16 protein-coding genes are annotated in these 19337 nt (G+C 63.1%); 4 read left to right on the top strand and 12 right to left on the bottom strand.

Features of this window, described 5'->3' with window-relative positions:
- Window positions 1-266: 266 nt before the first annotated feature.
- A complete protein-coding gene (locus ACYASU_RS11240) occupies window positions 267-1049 on the top strand; it encodes a DeoR/GlpR family DNA-binding transcription regulator (protein ID WP_463582835.1) in 783 nt (260 codons plus the stop codon).
- Here ACYASU_RS11240 and ACYASU_RS11235 read toward each other — a convergent pair.
- The 4 genes from ACYASU_RS11235 to ACYASU_RS11220 form a co-directional block, all read right to left on the bottom strand.
- A complete protein-coding gene (locus ACYASU_RS11235; RefSeq protein WP_463582834.1) occupies window positions 1027-2538 on the bottom strand; it encodes a sensor domain-containing diguanylate cyclase in 1512 nt (503 codons plus the stop codon). The two genes, ACYASU_RS11240 and ACYASU_RS11235, sit on opposite strands and share 23 nt — an antisense overlap.
- Window positions 2539-2984: 446 nt before the next feature.
- Complete coding sequence (locus ACYASU_RS11230; RefSeq protein ID WP_463582833.1) at window positions 2985-4310, bottom strand: MFS transporter; 1326 nt, start codon at window positions 4308-4310, stop codon at window positions 2985-2987.
- An 85-nt stretch (window positions 4311-4395) separates the two neighbouring features.
- Complete coding sequence (locus ACYASU_RS11225; RefSeq protein WP_346626539.1) at window positions 4396-5949, bottom strand: UxaA family hydrolase; 1554 nt, start codon at window positions 5947-5949, stop codon at window positions 4396-4398.
- A gap of 216 nt (window positions 5950-6165) precedes the next feature.
- On the bottom strand, window positions 6166-7074 hold the full coding sequence (locus tag ACYASU_RS11220; RefSeq protein ID WP_346630587.1) for a LysR family transcriptional regulator: 909 nt from the start codon (window positions 7072-7074) through the stop codon (window positions 6166-6168).
- 257 nt (window positions 7075-7331) lie between these two features.
- On the opposite strand from ACYASU_RS11220, the gene ACYASU_RS11215 reads away from it, so the two are divergent.
- The 3 genes from ACYASU_RS11215 to ACYASU_RS11205 all read left to right on the top strand — a co-directional run bounded on the left by ACYASU_RS11215 (window position 7332) and on the right by ACYASU_RS11205 (window position 9872).
- Window positions 7332-8645 (top strand): L-fuconate dehydratase, encoded by a 1314-nt coding sequence (locus ACYASU_RS11215; RefSeq protein WP_463582832.1) that lies wholly within the window; start codon window positions 7332-7334, stop codon window positions 8643-8645.
- 451 nt (window positions 8646-9096) lie between these two features.
- Complete coding sequence (locus ACYASU_RS11210; protein ID WP_463582831.1) at window positions 9097-9525, top strand: YidH family protein; 429 nt, start codon at window positions 9097-9099, stop codon at window positions 9523-9525.
- Window positions 9522-9872, top strand: coding sequence for a DUF202 domain-containing protein (locus tag ACYASU_RS11205; protein WP_463582830.1), 351 nt, complete (start codon window positions 9522-9524; stop codon window positions 9870-9872). The genes ACYASU_RS11210 and ACYASU_RS11205 overlap by 4 nt, the downstream gene beginning before the upstream one ends.
- A 142-nt stretch (window positions 9873-10014) precedes the next feature.
- On the opposite strand, the gene ACYASU_RS11200 is transcribed toward ACYASU_RS11205, so the two are convergent.
- From ACYASU_RS11200 to dkgB, 8 genes are all read right to left on the bottom strand, one after another.
- Window positions 10015-11610 carry a gamma-glutamyltransferase family protein gene (locus ACYASU_RS11200; protein ID WP_463582829.1) on the bottom strand — a complete coding sequence of 532 codons (1596 nt, stop codon included), beginning with the start codon at window positions 11608-11610 and terminating at the stop codon, window positions 10015-10017.
- 70 nt (window positions 11611-11680) lie between these two features.
- A complete protein-coding gene (locus tag ACYASU_RS11195; RefSeq protein ID WP_369306443.1) occupies window positions 11681-12589 on the bottom strand; it encodes an ABC transporter permease in 909 nt (302 codons plus the stop codon).
- Complete coding sequence (locus ACYASU_RS11190) at window positions 12589-13533, bottom strand: ABC transporter permease (protein ID WP_037011865.1); 945 nt, start codon at window positions 13531-13533, stop codon at window positions 12589-12591. The genes ACYASU_RS11195 and ACYASU_RS11190 overlap by 1 nt, the downstream gene beginning before the upstream one ends.
- A gap of 43 nt (window positions 13534-13576) precedes the next feature.
- Window positions 13577-15076, bottom strand: coding sequence for an ABC transporter substrate-binding protein (locus tag ACYASU_RS11185; RefSeq protein ID WP_463582828.1), 1500 nt, complete (start codon window positions 15074-15076; stop codon window positions 13577-13579).
- On the bottom strand, window positions 15073-16206 hold the full coding sequence (locus ACYASU_RS11180; protein WP_463582827.1) for an ABC transporter ATP-binding protein: 1134 nt from the start codon (window positions 16204-16206) through the stop codon (window positions 15073-15075). The genes ACYASU_RS11185 and ACYASU_RS11180 overlap by 4 nt, the downstream gene beginning before the upstream one ends.
- The gene (locus ACYASU_RS11175) at window positions 16203-17207 is read right to left on the bottom strand and encodes an ABC transporter ATP-binding protein (protein WP_463582826.1); all 1005 of its coding nucleotides are present in this window, start codon (window positions 17205-17207) and stop codon (window positions 16203-16205) included. Before ACYASU_RS11175 ends, ACYASU_RS11180 begins: the two co-directional genes overlap by 4 nt.
- Window positions 17204-17941 carry a FadR/GntR family transcriptional regulator gene (locus ACYASU_RS11170; RefSeq protein ID WP_065993032.1) on the bottom strand — a complete coding sequence of 246 codons (738 nt, stop codon included), beginning with the start codon at window positions 17939-17941 and terminating at the stop codon, window positions 17204-17206. Before ACYASU_RS11170 ends, ACYASU_RS11175 begins: the two co-directional genes overlap by 4 nt.
- A gap of 330 nt (window positions 17942-18271) precedes the next feature.
- The gene (dkgB, locus tag ACYASU_RS11165; RefSeq protein ID WP_463582825.1) at window positions 18272-19075 is read right to left on the bottom strand and encodes a 2,5-didehydrogluconate reductase DkgB; all 804 of its coding nucleotides are present in this window, start codon (window positions 19073-19075) and stop codon (window positions 18272-18274) included.
- Between the last annotated feature and the right edge of the window lie 262 nt (window positions 19076-19337).

Genomic DNA, 19337 nt, shown 5'->3' with positions numbered 1-19337 from the left:
TCGCTCCCACATGGTGTTCTATTTCCTTGGAAATCGGCGTGAGTTGAGAGACCGGGAAGTGCCGGCCCTTTATCCAGGCAACCGCGATGTCCGACGGCAAAAACTGGCCATGTGGGAGTGAGCTTGCTCACGAAGACGGTGGTCTGGCCGCAGTAGATTCCCTGCCCCTCCCGGTCTTCTCAAATCGCTGCCGCATTGACTTTGCCAATTGCGTCGCCCCATGATCCTGCTCGTTTCTGATCGATTCAGCTCTCTATCGAGGCCTTATGTCCGCCAACCCCGAAGCATTCCCCGGCGAGCGTCAGCGTTTGATCTCCGAGCGTCTGGCCGTGCGCGGTCGGGTGATTGCGGCGGAGCTGGCGGCCGAGTTCAATGTGTCGGAGCATTCCATTCGCCGCGATCTCGGCGCGTTGGCGTCCGCCGGCCTGTGCAAACGCGTGTACGGCGGGGCGATTTCTCTGGCGTCGGACGGGCCGATCGCTGCGCGTGTCGAGCATGAGCCCGGGCGCAAGCGTCAGTTGGGTATCGCGGCGGCGGGATTGATCAGTGCCGGGCAGCACGTGTTTATCGACGGCGGCTCGACCAATCTGGCGATTGCCAAAGCCCTTGATCCGTACATGCCGTTGACCGTCACCACCAACGCGCCGCTGATCGCCGTCGAGCTGATGAAGCTGCCGTCGGTGGAAGTGATTCTGCTCGGCGGGCGCCTGAGCCCCGTCGCGGGCAGCACCTACGGCTTCACCACCATTCAGCAACTGGCCCACTTCAATTTCGATCTGTGCTTTCTCGGCGCCTGTGCGCTGGATGCGCTGAAGGGCGTAACCGCGTTCGACATGGATGTCGCCGAGTTCAAGCGCGCCGTGGTGGCGCGCAGCGGTCAAGTGGCGGTGGCGGTGATCAACGAGAAGCTCTCCAGCATCGCGCACTATCAGGTCGCGCAGTGCGAGGAAGTCGGCGCGCTGGTGGTTGAACATGACGCGCCGGCTGATCGGCTGGAGCTGTTTCGCGGCAAGGTCGCGCAGATCGTTACGGCGCGGGCAGCGCACTGAGCACAGTCGATTCCTGCCAGGCAACGGTGCGATTGCGGCCCTGGTGCTTGGCGGCATACAGCGCGGCATCCGCGCGTTTGACGAAGTCTTCCATGGTCTGGCATTCCTGCGCTTTACAGCCATAAACCCCCAGGCTGATGCTGACGATGCCGATCGGATTGCCCTGATGTTCGAGGGCTCGGGTGAGCACGGCCAACCGGATCTTTTCCGCCAGGCTCACCGCGCCGTGCACGTCGCTGTAGGGCAGGAACACGGCCATTTCTTCCCCGCCGTAGCGCACCGCCAAGTCGCCGGTACGGTTGAGGTTGCTGCGAATGCACTCGGCCACGGCGACGATGCATTTGTCGCCGGCGACGTGGCCGTAGTTGTCGTTGTAGCTCTTGAAAAAATCGATGTCGATCATGATCAGGCTCAGCGGATGCAGGTTGGGCTCACCGTTGCGAAATTCCAGGCTGAGGATCTCCTGAAAATGCCGACGATTGGCCAGGCCGGTGAGGCTGTCCTGCAGCGCGAGTTTTTCCAGCGAGTGGCTGGCGATGCGCAGCTGTGATTCGGCGTTGAGGCCGAAACGGATCTGCTGGAACAGCAAGACGCCAAACAGCAAGTTGGCGACCACTACGCAGATGATGATCGCCAGCGAGCGCCATGCGTATTGCCGCCACTCGTCGAGCACTTCGCGCTGGGACAGGCCGGCGAGCACCACCATCGGGTAGCGGTCCAGTTTCTTGTAGCCATACAGGCGCTGTTCGTGGTCAAGCATCGACACGACGTTCGCCGTGCCTTCGTAGTGTTCCCTGACGTGAAGACGGAACAATTCGCCGTCGGCGATGGACGTACCGCGTACGTTTTCGAGAAGCGGGCGTCGCGCCAACAAGGTCCCGTCGGCCATTGCCAGGGTGATGACACCATGCTTGCCGATGTCGAAGCGCTCGAAGAACCGTTCGAAGTAGTTCAGCTCGACGGTGGCCAGCACCACACCGGCGAAGTTGCCCATCTCATCGTTCAACCGTCGCGACACCGGGATGATCCAGTCACCGGTGGAACGGCTCTGGATGGCCGCCCCGATATGGGGGAGGGTGCTGTCGATGGATTGGTGAAAGCGGAAATATTCTCGGTCCGCGTTGTTGGCGTTGGCCGGCATGTGGTTGAGAGAAGTTGCCGCCCAGTTGCCGTCCTTGTCGTAGATGAACAGGCCCTGAATCTGCTCGACGCTGGCGGCCGTGGCGCGCAGATAATCGTGCATCCGCGAACCACTGGCGGCGCCGAAGCCATCAAATGAGAGCCGTTCGACCACCGACGACACCGCGATGTGGGCCTGGTCGAAGGCGTCATCGGCGTGCTGCGCCATTGAGCGCGAAAGGTTGGCGACGTTGATATTGGCGATTTCCAGCTCGTGCATGCGCGTCTGGCGTAATTGCCAGACGGTGATGCTGGTGATGGAGATGCACACCAACAAGGTAAACAGCCCCGCCAGCCACAACACCGGCATGCGTTTGAGTCGTCGGTTTCTGACGCCGAACTCCGATCCTTCTACCTGTCTCAAACCCCACCCTCGCTGACTGCCACGATTTCAGACCCGCCACTGTGACGAACAATCCTCTCGTTCGGACACGCAGCATCGCAACAGCGACCCGTCTGACTCACAGCGTAGGACAAGTGCGGGATTTTGAAGGGAAAATTATGGGTTATAAATCATCTGCGGGAGATGTGCTGTGGTGTGGGCGTGACGTGGTTATAGGGCCGGGTGCGAGTTTGGCTGAGGTTGACATGTGGGAGCGAGCTTGCTCGCGAAGGGGCCAGTACATCCGCTAAATGTTCAGCGGGTGGAATGCCGTCTTCGCGAGCAAGCTCACTCCTACAGGGATCGCGTTCACCGGGCTATAACTGCGTTCTTGGGGCCGCGTGCGTTCCCAGCAATACGTTGCAGGTTATCATTCAGACCCGACGCCCTTGCACCTCATCCAGATTCGCCTGCCAGTCCTTCTGCGCCGTGGTGGTGTGTTCGGGGATCGGTGCCTTGAGCAGCACGAAGTAGGCGACCGCTGAGAGCAACGCGACGATGGCGCTGACCGCGAAGGCAGTGGCAAAGGTGCCGGAATATTGCACGCTGAACCCGGTGACGATCGGCGCGATAGAGCCGGCGATGTAGCCGCCGAAATTCTGGATCGACCCCAGGGACGCCACGCGTTTGGTGTCGACCACGGTATTGACGACCATCCACGCCGTGGCGCTGGACAGGTTGATGCCGAACAGCGCCAGGCAGAGCAGCGCGACGCAACCGCTCAGGCCGGTGACGAAGGTCAGCGGCAGGGTGAACACGGCGGCAAACACCAGCCCGCCGATCACTGTGTATTTGCGGCTGTTGAGCACGCCGACGCCGCGCTTGACCAGCCGATCGCAGATCCGTCCGGCGGCGATGGTGCCGATCGCGCCGAACACGTAGGCGAACGACACCACCCAGGCGGTTTGATAGGGGTCGAGGCCGTGTTCGCGCTGGAAGTAGCCGGGCAACCAGGTCAGGTGCAGCCAGAGCATGTAGATCACGCCCATGAAACCGAGGAACGTGCCCCAAGTGCTGCGGTGCTTGAACAGGTCCAGCCAGCCGGCGAAGAACGAAGCCTTCGGCGCAGCATCGGCCTGAACCACCTGAACGGTCGGTTCGCGTCCCTCGGCTGCTAGTTCCTTCAGGTACTGCGCACGGCTTTTGTAGAACATCAGCCAGCACAGCGACAGCACGATGCCGAGCACGCCGGTGATGATGAACATCCCGCGCCAGCTGAAGTTGACCATGAACAGCGTCAGCAGCGGCGGCGCCAGGCACGGGCCGATGCAGGTGGCCGACCAGACGATGCCCGTCGGCGTGCCGCGCTCGTGCTCTTCGAACCACTCGTTGAGGGTTTTGGCGGCCGACGGAAACATCGGTGCTTCGCCAATCCCAAGCAAAACGCGCAGGGCGAAGAAGCCGCTAAAGCTGTTGACGAAGCCCGACGCCGTCTGCGCGATAGACCACACCATCAGCGCGCCACCCAATGCGATCTTGCTGCCGAGCTTGTCGATGATCATGCCCATCGGCAACTGCGCGAAGGCATAGGCCAGCGAGAACGCCGACAACAGAATGCCCATCTCTGACGGGCTGATGAGCATGTCTTTCTGGATCGTCGTGTTGGCAATGGACAGCGCGCTGCGGTCCAGATAATTGACCACGCCGAACAGCATCAGAAAGACGATGGTGATCGTCTGGTAGGTCTTGAGGGATTTCATTGCGCACCTTTTTTTATTGTTTTAAGGCTTGAAAGCTTCCCGGCTAAAGCCGGTCCCACGAAGAGCGTCGATTGCTCGACAGACCTCAGGTCACCGCACCGATGTGCCAGGGAACAAACTCGTTTTGCCCATAACCGTGCTGCTCGCTTTTGCTGCGGGCGCCGGAGGCGATGTCCAGCATCATCTGGAACACATACGCGCCGCGTTCTTCAATCGTCGTGGTGCCATCGGCGATGCCGCCACAATTGACGTCCATGTCCTCCTGCTGAAATTCGAACACGCGGTTATTGGTCGCTAGCTTGATCGACGGCGTCGGCGCGCAACCGTACGCAGAACCGCGACCGGTGGTGAACGCGATCAGATTAGCGCCGCCGGCCACTTGCCCCGTGGCAGAGACCGGGTCGTAGCCGGGGGTGTCCATGAACACCAGGCCTTGGGCGCGAACGGCTTCGGCGTATTCATACACGCCCATCAGGTTGGTCGAGCCGGCCTTGGCCACCGCACCCAAGGACTTCTCCAGAATGGTCGTCAGCCCGCCGGCCTTGTTGCCGGCAGACGGGTTGTTGTTCAGCTCGGCGTTCATGCGCTGGCAGTAGTCCTCCCACCAGTGAATCCGCTGGACGAGCTTCTCGCCGATGGCCTGACTGGCCGCCCGCCGCGTCAGCAAATGCTCGGCGCCATAGATTTCCGGGGTCTCAGACAGAATCGCCGTACCGCCCGCCGCCACCAGCCGGTCCACGGCATTGCCCAGCGCCGGGTTGGCGGTGATGCCGGAATAGCCGTCGGAGCCGCCACATTGCAGACCGACGATCAAGTGCCGGGCGCTGACGGTTTCGCGGGTGATCCGGTTGGCCTGGGGCAGCAGCGATTGCACCTGGGCGATACCGCTGGCGATAGTCTTCGACGTGCCGCCGGTGCCCTGAATGGTGAACGCGCGCAGTTGGTCGCTGGCCTTCAGGCCCTGGCTGTCGAGCATGTCCTGGATCTGGTTGGTCTCGCAGCCCAGGCCCACCACCAGCACCGCTGCAAAGTTAGGGTGCACGGCGTAGCCCGCGAGGGTGCGGCGCAGCAGGTCGATGGCCTCGCCCTTGGAATCGATGGCGCAACCGGAGCCGTGGGTCAGCGCGACCACGCCGTCTATGTTGGGGTAGTCCGCGAGGGCTTCCGGGAAAATGTCGCGACGGAAACGGTCGGCGATGGCACGGGCCACGGTGGCCGAGCAGTTCACCGAGGTGAGAATGCCGATGTAGTTGCGCGTCGCCACACGGCCGTCGGCGCGCACGATGCCTTGAAAGAACGCCTCGGTTTTCGGCGTCTCGTGGGCGTCGACGCCAAAGGCGTAGTCACGGGAGAAGTCACCCATCTCGACGTTGTGCACATGCACGTGCTGCCCGGCGTCGATGGGCTGTGAAGCGAAACCGATGATCTGGCCGTAACGCCGCAGCGGCTGACCCTGCTCGACCCGGACCGCCGCGACCTTGTGCCCGGAAGGAATCGGCTGCGAGACCGTGACGTTTTCTTCGTCCAGGTGCGTGCCTTCGTTCAGCGCCTGGCGAGCGATCAGCACGTTATCGAGGGGGTTCAGGCGGATGAACAGCGCGCTGCTGTCGAACGCGGCGGTTTTGGCAATGAGTTCCATGCGGCCTCTCATGACGGTGGCGGCCTGCGTCAGCAGTGCGAGGCGACGGCTCCCCGTGGGAAGCGCACCGTGGCTGGCCGGTTATTGTTATCACGACTTACACGACGCCGCTTCATAAGCGCGGACGTTGTTGGCCGATTTTCAGCCACTCTATGAAGCCAGCGGGTAATTTCCCAATGAAAGGTTTCGATTACGCGATAACGCAGGGTTATCGATTCATGCCGCTATCGGAGACTTTAGAAATGTCAGCAGTGCCTTCACCGCTGCCGACATCGGTCGGGCTTTCGACGTCATCAGCCCAAGATTGGCCATGCTCAGCGGCAGCTCGACCGGCAGGATGGCGATCATGCCGTAACGTGCGTAATGCTCGGCGACGTCATTGGGCACCACGGCGATCATGTCCGAGGATTCAAGCATCGAGGTGGTGGCCAGAATCGAACGGGTTTCGATGATGTCCAGCGGCTCAATCAATTGCGCCGCCTGCAACGCATTTTCAACCTGGCGCCGCATGGGGCTGCCGATGGGGTGGAGGATCCAGGTCAGTGGCGCCAGCTCCGTCAGGGTCAGGCCGCTGTGGTCGACCAGCGGGTGCCCCGGCCGGGCGATGATGCGCATGCGTTCGCCCTGTTCGAACAGCTGAATGTCGAGGCTCTGGCCGTCGAGCTGATCGGGCAGCCGGCCCAGCACCACATCGAAATCGCCACGAATCAGTGCCGGCAGCAGCTCATCGCTGGTGCCGACTTCAAGGGCAATGCGCACTTTCGGGTGCGCGGTCTTGAACGCCAGCACGCCGCGGGTCAGCAGCGTCGGGACCGGGCCCATGACCGTGCCGATGCGCACCATCCCCGTCGCCCCGCGTGCCAGCTCGGCCAGCTGCGCTTCGGCGTATTCGAATTCATGCAGCGCGCCCTGGGCGTAGCGAATCATCACCTCGCCGAACAGCGTCGGCTGCATGCCGCGCGGCAAGCGCTCGAACAGTTGCACGCCGAGGCGTTCTTCCAGCTGTTGCAACAACAGGCTGGCGGCGGGCTGGGTGGTGTGAATGGCGGCGGCGGCTTTGCGCAGATTGCCCAGTTCGCCCAACGCGTTGAGCAATGCGATCTGCCGGCTGGAGATTTTCAGCATCGGGAAGGTGCCAGGCAGACCAGCGGAGGGTGACGTGTCTGACATATCGGATTTGATATCGGTGGTTAGGATTTGGCGATTATGCCTGTATCGCGCATTGGCCTACAGTCGGCTATGACTGTAGGAGTGAGCTTGCTCGCGATTGCGATTGATCAGGTACTGAAGCGTTGACTGGCACGCTGCAATCGCGAGCCAGGTGGAACGCCACCCCGGTCACTCCTACAGGTATGCGTTGCCACAAACAATAAGAGCCCACTATGCAGATCACCTCCATTTCCGTCCGCGACATCCGCTTCCCCACCTCACTGTCCCTCGACGGCTCCGACGCGATGAACAGCGCGCCGGACTATTCCGCCGCCTATGTCGTGCTGCACACCGATTCCTCCGACGGGCTGGAGGGCCATGGCCTGACGTTCACCATCGGCCGTGGCAACGAAATCTGCGCGGCAGCGATTCACTCCCTGGCGCCCTGCGTGGTGGGGCTGAGCCTGGAATCGATCACTGCGGACATGGGCGGCTTCTGGCACAGCATCACCGCAGGCGACAGCCAGTTGCGCTGGCTGGGGCCGGAAAAAGGCGTGATCCATCTGGCCACCGCCGCGCTGGTCAATGCGGTGTGGGACCTGTGGGCCAAGGCCGAGGGCAAGCCGGTGTGGAAGTTGCTGGCCGACATGACCCCCGAGCAGTTGGTGAAATGCCTGGACTTCAGCTACGTCACCGACGCCATCACCCCCGAAGAGGCCATCGCGCTGCTCCGTCGGCAAGTGCCCGGCAAAGCGAAGCGCGAGGCGCAGATGCGGGAGGAGGGCTATCCCGGCTACACCACCGCGCCGGGCTGGCTGGGTTATTCGGAAGAGAAGATGCGCCGTCTCGCCCGCGAAGCCGTGGCCGAAGGCTGGACCCACATCAAGCAGAAGATCGGTTCGGACATCGAAGAAGACATGCGCCGCGCCGCGATCCTGCGGGACGAACTGGGCTGGGAACGCACGCTGATGATGGACGCCAATCAGGTCTGGAGCGTCGAGCAATCGATCAGCAACATGCGCCGGCTGGCGGCGTTCGAGCCTTGGTGGATCGAAGAACCGACCCACCCCGATGACATCCTCGGCCACGCGACGATCCGTCAGCGCATCGCGCCGATTGGCGTGGCCACCGGCGAGCATTGCCACAACCGGGTGATGTTCAAACAGATGTTCCAGGCCGGCGCGCTGGATTTCTGCCAGCTCGACGCGGCCCGGCTGGGCGGGCTGAACGAAGTGTTGATCGTGCTGCTGATGGCGGCCAAATTCGACATCCCGGTGTGCCCCCACGGTGGCGGCGTCGGGTTGTGCGAATACGTGCAGAACATATCGCTGTTCGATTACATCGCCGTATCGGGCTCCCTGGACAAACGCGTGCTGGAATACGTCGATCACCTGCACGAGCATTTCCTTGATCCGGTGGTCATCCGCCGCGGCCGCTACATGCCGCCGCAACGGCCGGGGTACAGCATCGAAATGCACGCCGAAACGCTGGAACGGTATCAGTATCCCGATGGCGCAGTGTGGGTGGAGCTGGCTGCCAACAGATGATTTAAATGTTGGTCACTCCGCCTCACGGATGCTGCACGGTGGCGCAGCAAACATAGACCCTGTGGGAGTGAGCTTGCTCACGAAGGCTGCGTTTCAACCGCTGAAGATTTAGCGGATGTACTGGCCCCTTCGTGAGCAAGGTGGAGCGCCACCCCGGTCACTCCCACACGTTCATCACTTGCCGCTGGATATTGTGCGATAGATGCAAATCCTGTGGGAGTGAGCTTGCTCACGAAAGCGGCGTTCCAGTCACAGAAGATGCAACGGCTGTACCGGCCTCTTCGTGAGCAAGCTCACTCCCACACGCTTGTCGTCGCCACGAATATCGGCGCATGGCCCTATTCGAGAAACCCCGCGCTGCGCCAACAGACAACCCCATGTCGCTGTGGACACGGGCCTTTCCCGGGCATGACCGGTATGATCCGTCGCATCTACCCGACCACGGTGCGACATGAATTCCCCCGAGCCCGGCAACGTCATCCCTCCCGCCCATGCCCCTGTTACGCCGCCGGAGCGTGATCGGCTGTCGGCTTCGCTGCTCGGTGGCGGCTGCGAGCCTGACCCGCGCTTCACCCTCGCCAACGAACGCACCTTTCTTGCCTGGATCCGCACGGCGCTGGCGTTCCTGGCCGGTGGCATTGCGGTCGAAGCCTTCACCAGCGACGTGTTCAGCCCCGGCCTGCGTCGGGCTGTGGCCCTGTCGTTGCTGGTATTGGCCTTGTTGGTGAGCGCCAGTGCCTGCGTGCGCTGGCTGAAAGTCGAGCGGGCGATGCGTCAACGCAAGCCGCTGCCGTTACCGGTGCTGGTGCCGATTCTGTCGATGGGGGGCGCACTGGTGGCGGCGGGGCTGATCGTCTTTCTGATTTACGGCGTGTCGTGAACCGGCGCGGTCATGCCGTGCCGTCGACGCCGTTGCGCCACGACGATCCCGGCCTGCAACCCGAACGCACACTGCTGGCCTGGCGCCGCACGCTGCTGACGTTGATCGGCGTGTGCCTGTTGTTCCTGCGCTGGATTCCGCCGTTTGGGTGGGTGGCCCTGCTGCCGGTCATCCTTTCCCTGATCGCGGGCATCATGATCCAGATCGGCCTCAACGCCCGCTACCGCAAAAGCGCCCGAGGGATGACTCAAGAGCGCATTCCACCGCCGTTGCGTGAGGTGGCGGTGCTGGGTTGCACGGTGATGGTGTTGAGTGTAGTGGGGATTGTTGCGGTGGTGTCTGGCTGAGGATCGGGAGTTGCGTTAGCCGCAACAGCCCTGTCAGCAGGACCTGCCTCTTCCCGGCTAAAGCCGGTCCCACTGACACAACGCATGCAGTTAGTGGGACCGGCTTTAGCCGGGAAGGGGCCGCTACCGAGCTAGCGCCGGATCAATACGCCGCCACCAACCCATCTTTCCTCGGATCGGTCCCGCCCACATACCCATGGGCCGTGCGCTGGATGATCTGCGCGCCGCCAAACGCAAACACGCCGCTCGGGTCTTCAACCTCCACATCGTGACCCCTGGCGCGCAGCGCTTCGATCACCTGCGGATCAAACGAGCGCTCCACCGCGACCTTCAGACCTGACTCGATGCGCCAGCGCGGCGCGTCGGCAGCGGCCTGCGGGTTCTGCTTGTAGCGAAGAATGCGCAGCATCATCTGCAAATGCCCCTGGGCTTGCATCGGCCCGCCCATCAGGCCGAAGGACATCAACGGCGTGCCGTCGGCGTTCATCACGAAGCCCGGAATGATGGTGTGAAACGGCCGCTTGCCCGGTGCAACGGTGTTGACGTGATCAGGGTCCAGGGTAAAACCCGCACCGCGATTCTGCAGGCTGATGCCCGTGCCCGGCACCACCACACCGGAACCGAAACCCATGTAGTTCGACTGGATGAACGAGACCATCATCCCGCTCTCGTCCGCCGCCGACAGGTACACCGTGCCGCCGGCCTTGGGCGCGCCATGCAGCGGGTCTTGCGCCTGTTCGCCGACCAATGCCGCGCGGTCGCGAAGGTAGGCCGGGTCGAGCATGTGTTCAGCGGCGACGCGCATGTGATCGTTGTCGGTGACGTGCTGGTTGAGGTCGGCCAGCGCCAGCTTCATCGCTTCCAGCACCGGGTGCACGGTCTCGACGCTGTCCACCGGCTGTTCGCCCACGCCCAGCGCTTCGAGGATGCCCAGACCCGCCAGCGTGGCAATGCCCTGACCATTCGGCGGCAGCTCGTGGACCAAGGCTCCGGCGTACGGCACCGACAAGGTATCAATCCAGTCCACCCGGTGGTTCGCCAGATCCTCAAGGCTCATGACGCTGCCATTGGCGTTGGCGTGGCTGATCATCGCCTGGGCCAGCTCGCCGCGATAGAACGCTTCGCCCTTGGTCTGAGCAATCAGCTCCAGGGTTTTCGCGTGATCTTTCAGCGTGACTTTCTCCCCGGCCTTTGGCGCTTTGCCGCCTTGCAGAAAGCACTCGGCAAAGCCCGGCTGATCCTTCAACAGCCCGGCGCCGCGCCGCCACAGTTCGGCAATGATCGGCGTGACCTGATAACCGTCCCGCGCATAGCCGATGGCGGGCGCGGCGAGGGTGGCGAAGGGCAGCTTGCCGTAGCGCTCGGACAACGCGACCCAGGCGGATACCGCGCCCGGCACCGTCACCGAGGCCCAGCCGCGCTGGGGCATTTCCTGCTGACCGGCAAAATGCTCCGGCGTCCAGGCGTTCGGCGAGCGGCCCGAGGCGTTCAGGCCCTGCAGCGTCTTGCCGTCCCAGACGATGGCGAAGGCGTCGCTGCCGATGCCGCAGCCGGTGGGTTCGACCACGGTCAGCACCATGGCGGCGGCGATGGCGGCATCAACGGCGTTGCCGCCCTGACGCAGCATGTCCAGCCCGGCCTGTGCGGCCAGCGGTTGCGAGCAGGCGACCATGTTGTTGCCCATCACCGGCGAGCGGGCGGACGCGTAGGGTTGGCTGTAATCCAGATCATCGAACATGCAGTCGTTCTCTTCTTGGCAGTTGATTGGTTATCGAGGCGCAGCTTTCGAGCCCTTTGGCATAAATCCGTCAGCTTTTCGGGTCGAGGGCATCACGCAGCCCGTCGCCCAGCAGGTTGAAACACAGCACGGTGATGTAGATCGCCACGCCCGGGGCGATGGACATCCACGGGGCCTGTTCCATGAAGTTCTTTGCGGTGTTGAGCATCGAGCCCCAGGACGGCGAGGGCGGTTGCTGACCCAGGCCGAGGAACGACAGGCTCGCCTCCGCCAGGATCGCCGAAGCGATGGTCAGTGTTGCTTGCACCACCAGCGGTGAGAGCACGTTCGGCAGCACGTAGCGCAGGATGATCCAGCGATCCGGCAGGCCGATGGCGCGGGCGCCCTCCAGGTAATCTTCGTGACGGATTGCCAGCACCTGACCGCGGGTCAGGCGCGAAAAGATCGGCATCGCCGACAGCCCGATGGCGATCATCGCGTTGCTCAGGCTCGGGCCGAGAAACGCGCCCAGGGCAATCGCCAGCACCAGAAACGGACACGACAGCAGCGCTTCCATGATTCGGGAAATCACCGCATCGAGCTTGCCGCCGAAGTAACCGGCCAACAGGCCCAGCGGCACGCCGATGACCATGGCAATCGCTACCGAAACCCCGCCGGCCAGCAGCGAACTGCGCGCACCCCAGAGCAGGCGGGAAAACAGGTCACGGCCCAGCTCGTCGGTGCCCAGCCAGTAGATCAGCGAAGGCGCCTTGCGTACGGCGAGGAAGTTGGCTTTCAGCGGATCATGGGGCGCAATCCACGGCGCCAGCAGCGCGGCAAGAATGAAGACGATCAGCACCACCGCGCCGACCACCGCGCCCTTGTTGGCGAGGAATTTCTTCACGAACGGCGAACGGGTGCGCGGCCGCAATGGTTCTCTCAACGGCGCCTGGGACGGCGCGTTCAGCGGCGCTGAAGGATGGGTCGCAATCGAAGTCATCAGGCAGTCCTCAGACGCGGATTGATCAGGCGGTAGAGCACGTCGGCCAGCAGATTCAGCAGCAGGAAGCCGATCGCGACGCACAGCACCACGCCTTGCACCACGGCGTAGTCGCGGTTGAACACAGCATCGACAATCATCTTGCCGAAGCCGGGAATGCTGAAGACCTGCTCGGTCAGCACCGCGCCCCCGAGCAATTCACCGAACAGCAGCGTGGTGAGCGTAACGATCGGCATCAGCGCGTTGCGCAAGGCGTGCTTCAGAATTACCGTGCGCGGAAACAGGCCTTTGGCACGCGCGGTGCGCACGTAGTCGGCGCGCAGTACTTCGAGCATCGCGCTGCGGGTGTGGCGCATCAGCACGCCCGACAGCCCGGCGCCCAGCACGAAGGCCGGCAGGATCAGGGTTTTCAGGTTCTGCCCGACGTCTTCACCCAGCGGCACGAAGCCCGAAGCCGGCAGCCACTGCAGCTTCACGGCGAAGATCATGATCAACAGAATCCCCAGCCAGAAGTGCGGAATGGAGATCCCCGACAGGGCGAACACGTTGGCCGCGTAGTCCACCGACGTGCCCTTGCGCACCGCCGAAATCACCCCGGTGGGAATGCCGATCACCAAGGCGATGATCAACGCCAGCACCGCCAGCTCGATGGTCACCGGCAGCTTCGACGCCAGCAGCACGGTCACCGGTTGTTCGGTGCGCAGCGAGGTGCCGAAGTCGCCCTGCAGGACATTGCCGACCCAGTGCACGTATTGCAGCGGCAGCGGGTCGTTGAGCCGGTATTTCTCGCGCAGGTATTCCATCACCGCCGGGTCGCGCTCTTCACCCGCCATGGCCTGGACCGGATCACCGGGCAGCAGCTTTTGCAGGGTGAAGACGAACAGCGAAACCAGGATCAGCGTCGGAATGGCACTGAGCAGGCGTCGCAGGATGAAAGTCAGCATGACGAATCCTCGCGGCCGAAGCGGTAGTCCACGGGCGCCGCTGTCATTTGAAAGCGACGTTGTTCAAGCGAATCAAACCATCGGGATTGGGCACGAAACCGGTGAGGTTGCTGCGCATGGCGATGATTCGTGGATCGAAATACAGGTAGCTGGTCGGCACGTCTTCGGCGAGCAGGCGCAGGGCCTCGAAGTAGATGGCCTGACGCTGGGCCTGATCATTCACGGTGCGCGCCTTGTTCAGCAGCTCGTCGAGTTTCGGGTCACAGAAATGCCCGTCGTTCTGGCCGCCCTTGCAGGTCACGAACTGGTGGATATCACCATCCGGATCAGGACGACCCGACCAGGCGCTCATGCCGATCTGGAAGTTGCCGGTCTGTTGCTCGCTGAGCAGCGTGGCGTATTCGGTGGCGATCAGATTGACCTTGAAGCCGGCCTCTTCGGCCATCGCCTGAATGATCTGGCCGACCTGCTGGGCGATGGGGTTATTGGCGACTTTCAGCTCGACGCTGAGGGGCGTCTTCACGCCGGCTTCGGCGAGCAGTTTTTTGCTGGCTTCGACGTCGCGGGTCGGCACCGGCAGATCCTTGTCGTAATACGGGCTGTTTTTCGGGAACGGTTGGGCGCTCGGTGCGTACAGGCCTTCGAAGACCACCTGATTGATCGCGTCACGGTCGATGGCCAGCTCGAAGGCCTTGCGCACGCGCTTGTCCTTGCCCAGCGGGTTGTTGGCCTTGTCGCCGTTGTTGGTGTTGTACATCAACTGCATGTAGCCCAGGCCCGGCGTGCTGAACACCTGCACGTGGCTGTCCGCCTTGGCGGTCTTCACGTCGGTGGGCGCGACGCGTTCGATGATGTCCAGGTCGCCGGAACGCAGGTTCGCCAGGCGCACCGAGGTGTCCGGAATCGGCAGGAAAATCACTTTGTCGAAGTGGTACGCCTGCTTGTTCCAGTAGTTGTCGAAGCGCTCCAGCACGATGCGGTCCTGCTGCACGCGCTGAACGAATTTGTACGGCCCGGAACACACCGGCTTGGAGGCCACGTCGGTCGCCGAAGCCTTGGGCGCGAGCATCATCCCGGCGCGGTCCGACAGTTGCGAGATCAGCGTCGCGTCGGGCTGCTTGACCTTGATCGCCACGGTTTTCGCGTCGATCACCTCAACGCTGTCCACCGACGCCAGTTCGCTCTTGCGCAGGGAGTCGGGCAGGGTGCGGGCGCGGTCGAGGTTGAACTTCACGGCGGCGGCGTCGAACACCTCGCCGTCGTGGAAGGTCACGCCGTCGCGCAGAGTCATGGTCAGCGTCTTGCCGTCCTCGCTCCAATTCCAGGCGGTGGCCAGTTGTGGCGCGTAGGTCAGATCAGGATTGACGTCCACCAGCTTGTCGCACAGCGCGGTGTAGACCAGACGCCCCGAGTAGGTCCGCGAGCGGTGCGGGTCGAGCATGTCAGGGTCGTCCTGAATGCCGATGCGCAAGGTGGTTTCGGCGACAGCCGCATTCGCAGCGAGTAGCAACAACGTGGTTGTCATCAGGTGGGCGAATTTCATGGCTGACTCTCCAGAGAAAGGGCTTGATGGCTTTTGAACAGGTTCAGGCGCTGGCTGTAGGCGGCGCTGGGCGTCGGCACGATCAGCGAACCGGCGCCGGCGTTGGCGATTTCGCGCCAGTAATGGCAGGCCACCTGACGCCCCGGCTCGACGGTTTCGAAAAGCGGCTTCACTTCGCGGCACAGCGGCTTGGCGTGGGGGCAACGGGTGTGAAAACGGCAACCGGACGGCGGCTTGCTCGGGCTTGGCATGTCACCGCCGAGCAGCGGGCGCGGGCGACGCAGGTCCGGGTGACTGACCGGCACGGCGGCCATCAGCGCCTGGGTGTAAGGGTGAAACGGCGTTTCGAACAGCGCGTTGACCGGCGCCAGCTCGACGATCTCGCCGAGGTACATCACCGCCACGCGGTCGCTCATGTGGCGGATCACCGCGAGGCCGTGGGCGACGATCAGCAGGGTCAGGCCGAACTGGTGCTTGAGGTCTTCCAGCAAATTAACCACTTGGGCCTGCACCGAGACGTCCAGCGCCGACACCGGCTCGTCGCCGAGGATCAGCCGTGGCTCCGAAGCCAGCGCCCGGGCGATGCCGATGCGCTGGCGCTGACCGCCGGAGAATTCGTGGGGAAAGCGGCTGCCGTGCTCCGGCGCCAGTCCCACCGTGCGCAGCAGCTCGGCGACCTTGTCCTGACGCGCGCTGCGGCTGTCGTCCCGGTGCAGCCAGATCGGCTCGCCGATGATCGATTCCACGCTCATGCGCGGGTTCAGCGAGGCGAACGGGTCCTGGAAAATGATCTGCAGATCCCGGCGCACCTGACGCAGCTTGTCGGCGGGCAGATTACCGAGGTTGCGGCCTTCATAAATGACGTCGCCCGCGGTCGGTTTGAGCAGGTTAAGCAGCACCCGGCCCAGGGTCGATTTGCCCGAGCCCGATTCACCCACCAGCGCCAGGGTTTCGCCCCGGCGCACGGCCAGGGAAACCTCGTTGACCGCCTGCACCGGGGGCTTCTTGCGCTGGAACAGTCCGGCTTCACTGTGAAAGTGCTTGCTCACCGCGATGCTTTCCAGAATCGGCTTTTCGAGGGCCGAATCAGCACTCCCGGCATCGACGATGGGTTGTCCGGACAGGCTCATGCGCTGACTCCCAGATGCTGTTCAAGTGGCACGCGAATGCAGGCGGCGAAATGCCCGGCGGAGACTTCCAACAACGGTGGGCGAGCTTCCCGGCAGGCGGCGATGACAAACGGGCAACGGCTGGCGAAACGGCAACCGGTGGGCATTTCAGCCGGTGTCGGGACGCGCCCATTGATCGTTGCCAAACGCCCCTCGCGAGGGCCGACCGAGGGCATCGAGCCCATCAGGCCGATGGTATAGGGGTGCTGCGGATCATCGAACAGGGTTTTGACCGAACCGCTTTCGACGACGCGGCCGGCGTACATCACGATGACCTCGTCGGCCACTTCGGCGACCACGCCGAGGTCGTGGGTGATGAGCATCATCGAGGTGCCGGTTTCAGCCTGGAGGCTGGCGACCAGCGAAAGAATCTGCGCCTGAATGGTCACGTCCAGGGCGGTGGTGGGTTCGTCGGCGATGATCAGCGCGGGGTCATTGGCCAGCGCCATGGCGATCATCGCGCGCTGACGCATGCCGCCGGACAGCTCGTGGGGGTAGGCATCAAGGCGCTGGAGGGCGTCGGGCACGCGGACCTTTTCCAGCATTTCCAGCGCGCGCTGGCGGGCGGCGCTGGCGGACAGGCCCTGGTGGCGAATCACGCTTTCGGCAATCTGATCGCCGATGGTGAACACCGGATTGAGCGAGGTCATCGGCTCCTGAAAGATCATCGCCATGCGATTGCCGCGCACATCCAGCAGGCGCTCGTCGGACATGCCCAGCAGCGGCTCGCCCAGCAGGTTCGAAGCACTGGCCTGGACCGTCGCGGTGTCGGGCAGCAAGCCCATCAATGCCATGGACGTCACGCTTTTGCCGCAGCCGGACTCGCCGACGATGGCCAGGGTCTTGCCCGGCTGAATGGCGAACGACACGCCGTCGACGACGTTGGCCGGGGCATCCTTGAAGCGCACGGTGAGGTCGCTGACGCTCAATACCGATGGGGTGTTCGCGGGTGAAGCACTCATACGCTGGCCTCGAGGTCTTGCTGGATGACGTGATCGAGCGCCTGTTGCAGCGCACGCAGGTGACCGCGCATGGCGGTGGCGGCCTTGGCCGGGTCGCGACTTTCGATGGCGCCGATGATGTCGTGGTGATCGTGGCTGTAGGTGCTCAGGCGGTCGGTGTTGCGGGCGCGTTGGCGCAGGTCGCGCCATGCCGGATCAAGCCGGATCGCGTCGAGCATTTCGAATATGTCCAGCATCAGCCGGTTGCCGGCGGCTTCAGCGATCCCGCGATGCAAGGCGCTGTCCCACAGCTCGATGCCTTCGGCGTCGGGTTCGCTGGCGTGTTGCTGATGGGTCGTGCGCTCGGCCAATCGGCGCAGGATCGCCATCTGTTCGCCGCTGGCGCGCAATGCGGCCAGTGAAGCGAGCGCCGGCTCCAGATAGATACGGGCTTCCATGACTTCGCTGAAATTGGTCCGGCTCGACAGCTTGGCAAAGCTCATGGCCGCGCTCGGCGGGGTAGGGCCGACGAACGTGCCCTTGCCCTGCCGCCGCCAGATATGACCCTCGGCTTCGAGCACCGCCAAGGCGCGGCGAATGGCCCGGCGACTGACGCCGAAATCCACTGCCAGGTCGCGCTCGGTCGGTAACGGTCGCTGGGGAAACGCCGCCTGCTGCGCAACCAACTGGCGCAGCGCGTCGAGGGCCATCTTCGACGAAGTGTCGTGGGTTGCGTCGGTGTCGATGCTGTCCATCTGCGTCTCTCGTCACGGGGTGAACCGGAGGCCAGAGGCTTTATGAAGCAGGGCCTGGCTACAGAGGACGAGTGCAATAGCGATGCCAATGGAAATTGGTTCACTGGCAAGGTCCGATGGCCGGGCGTGCGGTCAGGCATGCTCCCGGCGCTTCGGGCCAATCGGCAATGGTTCGGAAGTCTGGTTCGCGGGGAGGGGCGGGATTGGTTCAGGCGGTAAGCGAACCAATTTCAGGAAAGGGCCAGGTAGGGCGCCTGTTTATGGTTCGGCTGCGTTATTAAGGGGCGCTGATTGGGGTGATTCTGGCCGAAGCCAGAATCAGGGCTGACATCAATCCCACTGCGGCGCGAGGCTGGCCGGGCTGGTCAGGCGATGACCGCGGTCCAGCTGGGCAATCTGCGCCATGTCGTCTTCGCTGAGCTTCAGGTCCACGGCTTTCAGGTTGCTTTCCAGATTGGCGCGTTTGGTCGACGACGGGATCACCGCGTAACCCAGCTGCATCGCCCACGCCAGCGTCACTTGTGCAGGCGTCGCATTGTGGCGCTGGGCGATCTGCTCGATCACCGGGTCCTTCAGCACTTCGCCGTAGGCCAGGGTCATGTACGACGTAATCTTGATCCCGTGCTGTTTGGCGAAATCGGCCACGGTGCGGTTTTGCAGGTAGGGGTGCAACTCGATCTGGTTGGTGGCGATGTTTTCGGCGCCGACCGCGGCAATGGCTTCTTTCATCAGCGCGACGGTGAAGTTAGAGATACCGATCTCGCGAGTCAGGCCTTGCTGTTTGGCTTCCAGCAGCGCGCCCATGAATTCGGCGACCGGCACCTGGCCTTTCGGCGATGGCCAGTGGATCAGCGTCAGGTCGACGTGATCGGTTTTCAGCTTGGTCAGGCTTTCCTTCAGGCTCGGGATCAGCTTGTCGGCGGCGAAGTTGTCGGTCCAGATCTTGGTGGTGATGTACAGCTCGTCACGGGGCACGCCGCTTTGCGCGATGGCCTGACCGACCTCGGCTTCATTGCCGTAGATCTGCGCGGTGTCGATCACGCGATAGCCCAGCTCCAGGCCGTTGCTGACCGAGTCGATGACGACCTGATCTTTCAAGCGAAAGGTGCCGAGGCCAAATGCGGGAACAGTCATGGGAAGACTCCAGGGTTCAAGGGGGAAGGGGAGGTACGAATCAGATGCCCAGTATCCCGCGTCGGCTGGCAGGGAAAAACCACAGCGCGGGCACGGGACTTTTGACGGGGGATCATGAATGCCATGGAGTTTGGGGCAGCGCGTGAGCTTGATCGTTCAGTGAAATGTGATTTCCGCAGGGGCCGCGCCTCTCCTCAGACGCTGCGATGCCTGTAGGAAATGAAGATCCTGTGGGAGTGAGCTTGCTCACGAAGACCTTGGT

This window comes from Pseudomonas sp. HP_12 (genome assembly GCF_055283955.1).
The sequence above is the reverse complement of the archived record's forward strand: the minus strand, read 5'-3'. Positions and strand labels throughout refer to the sequence as shown.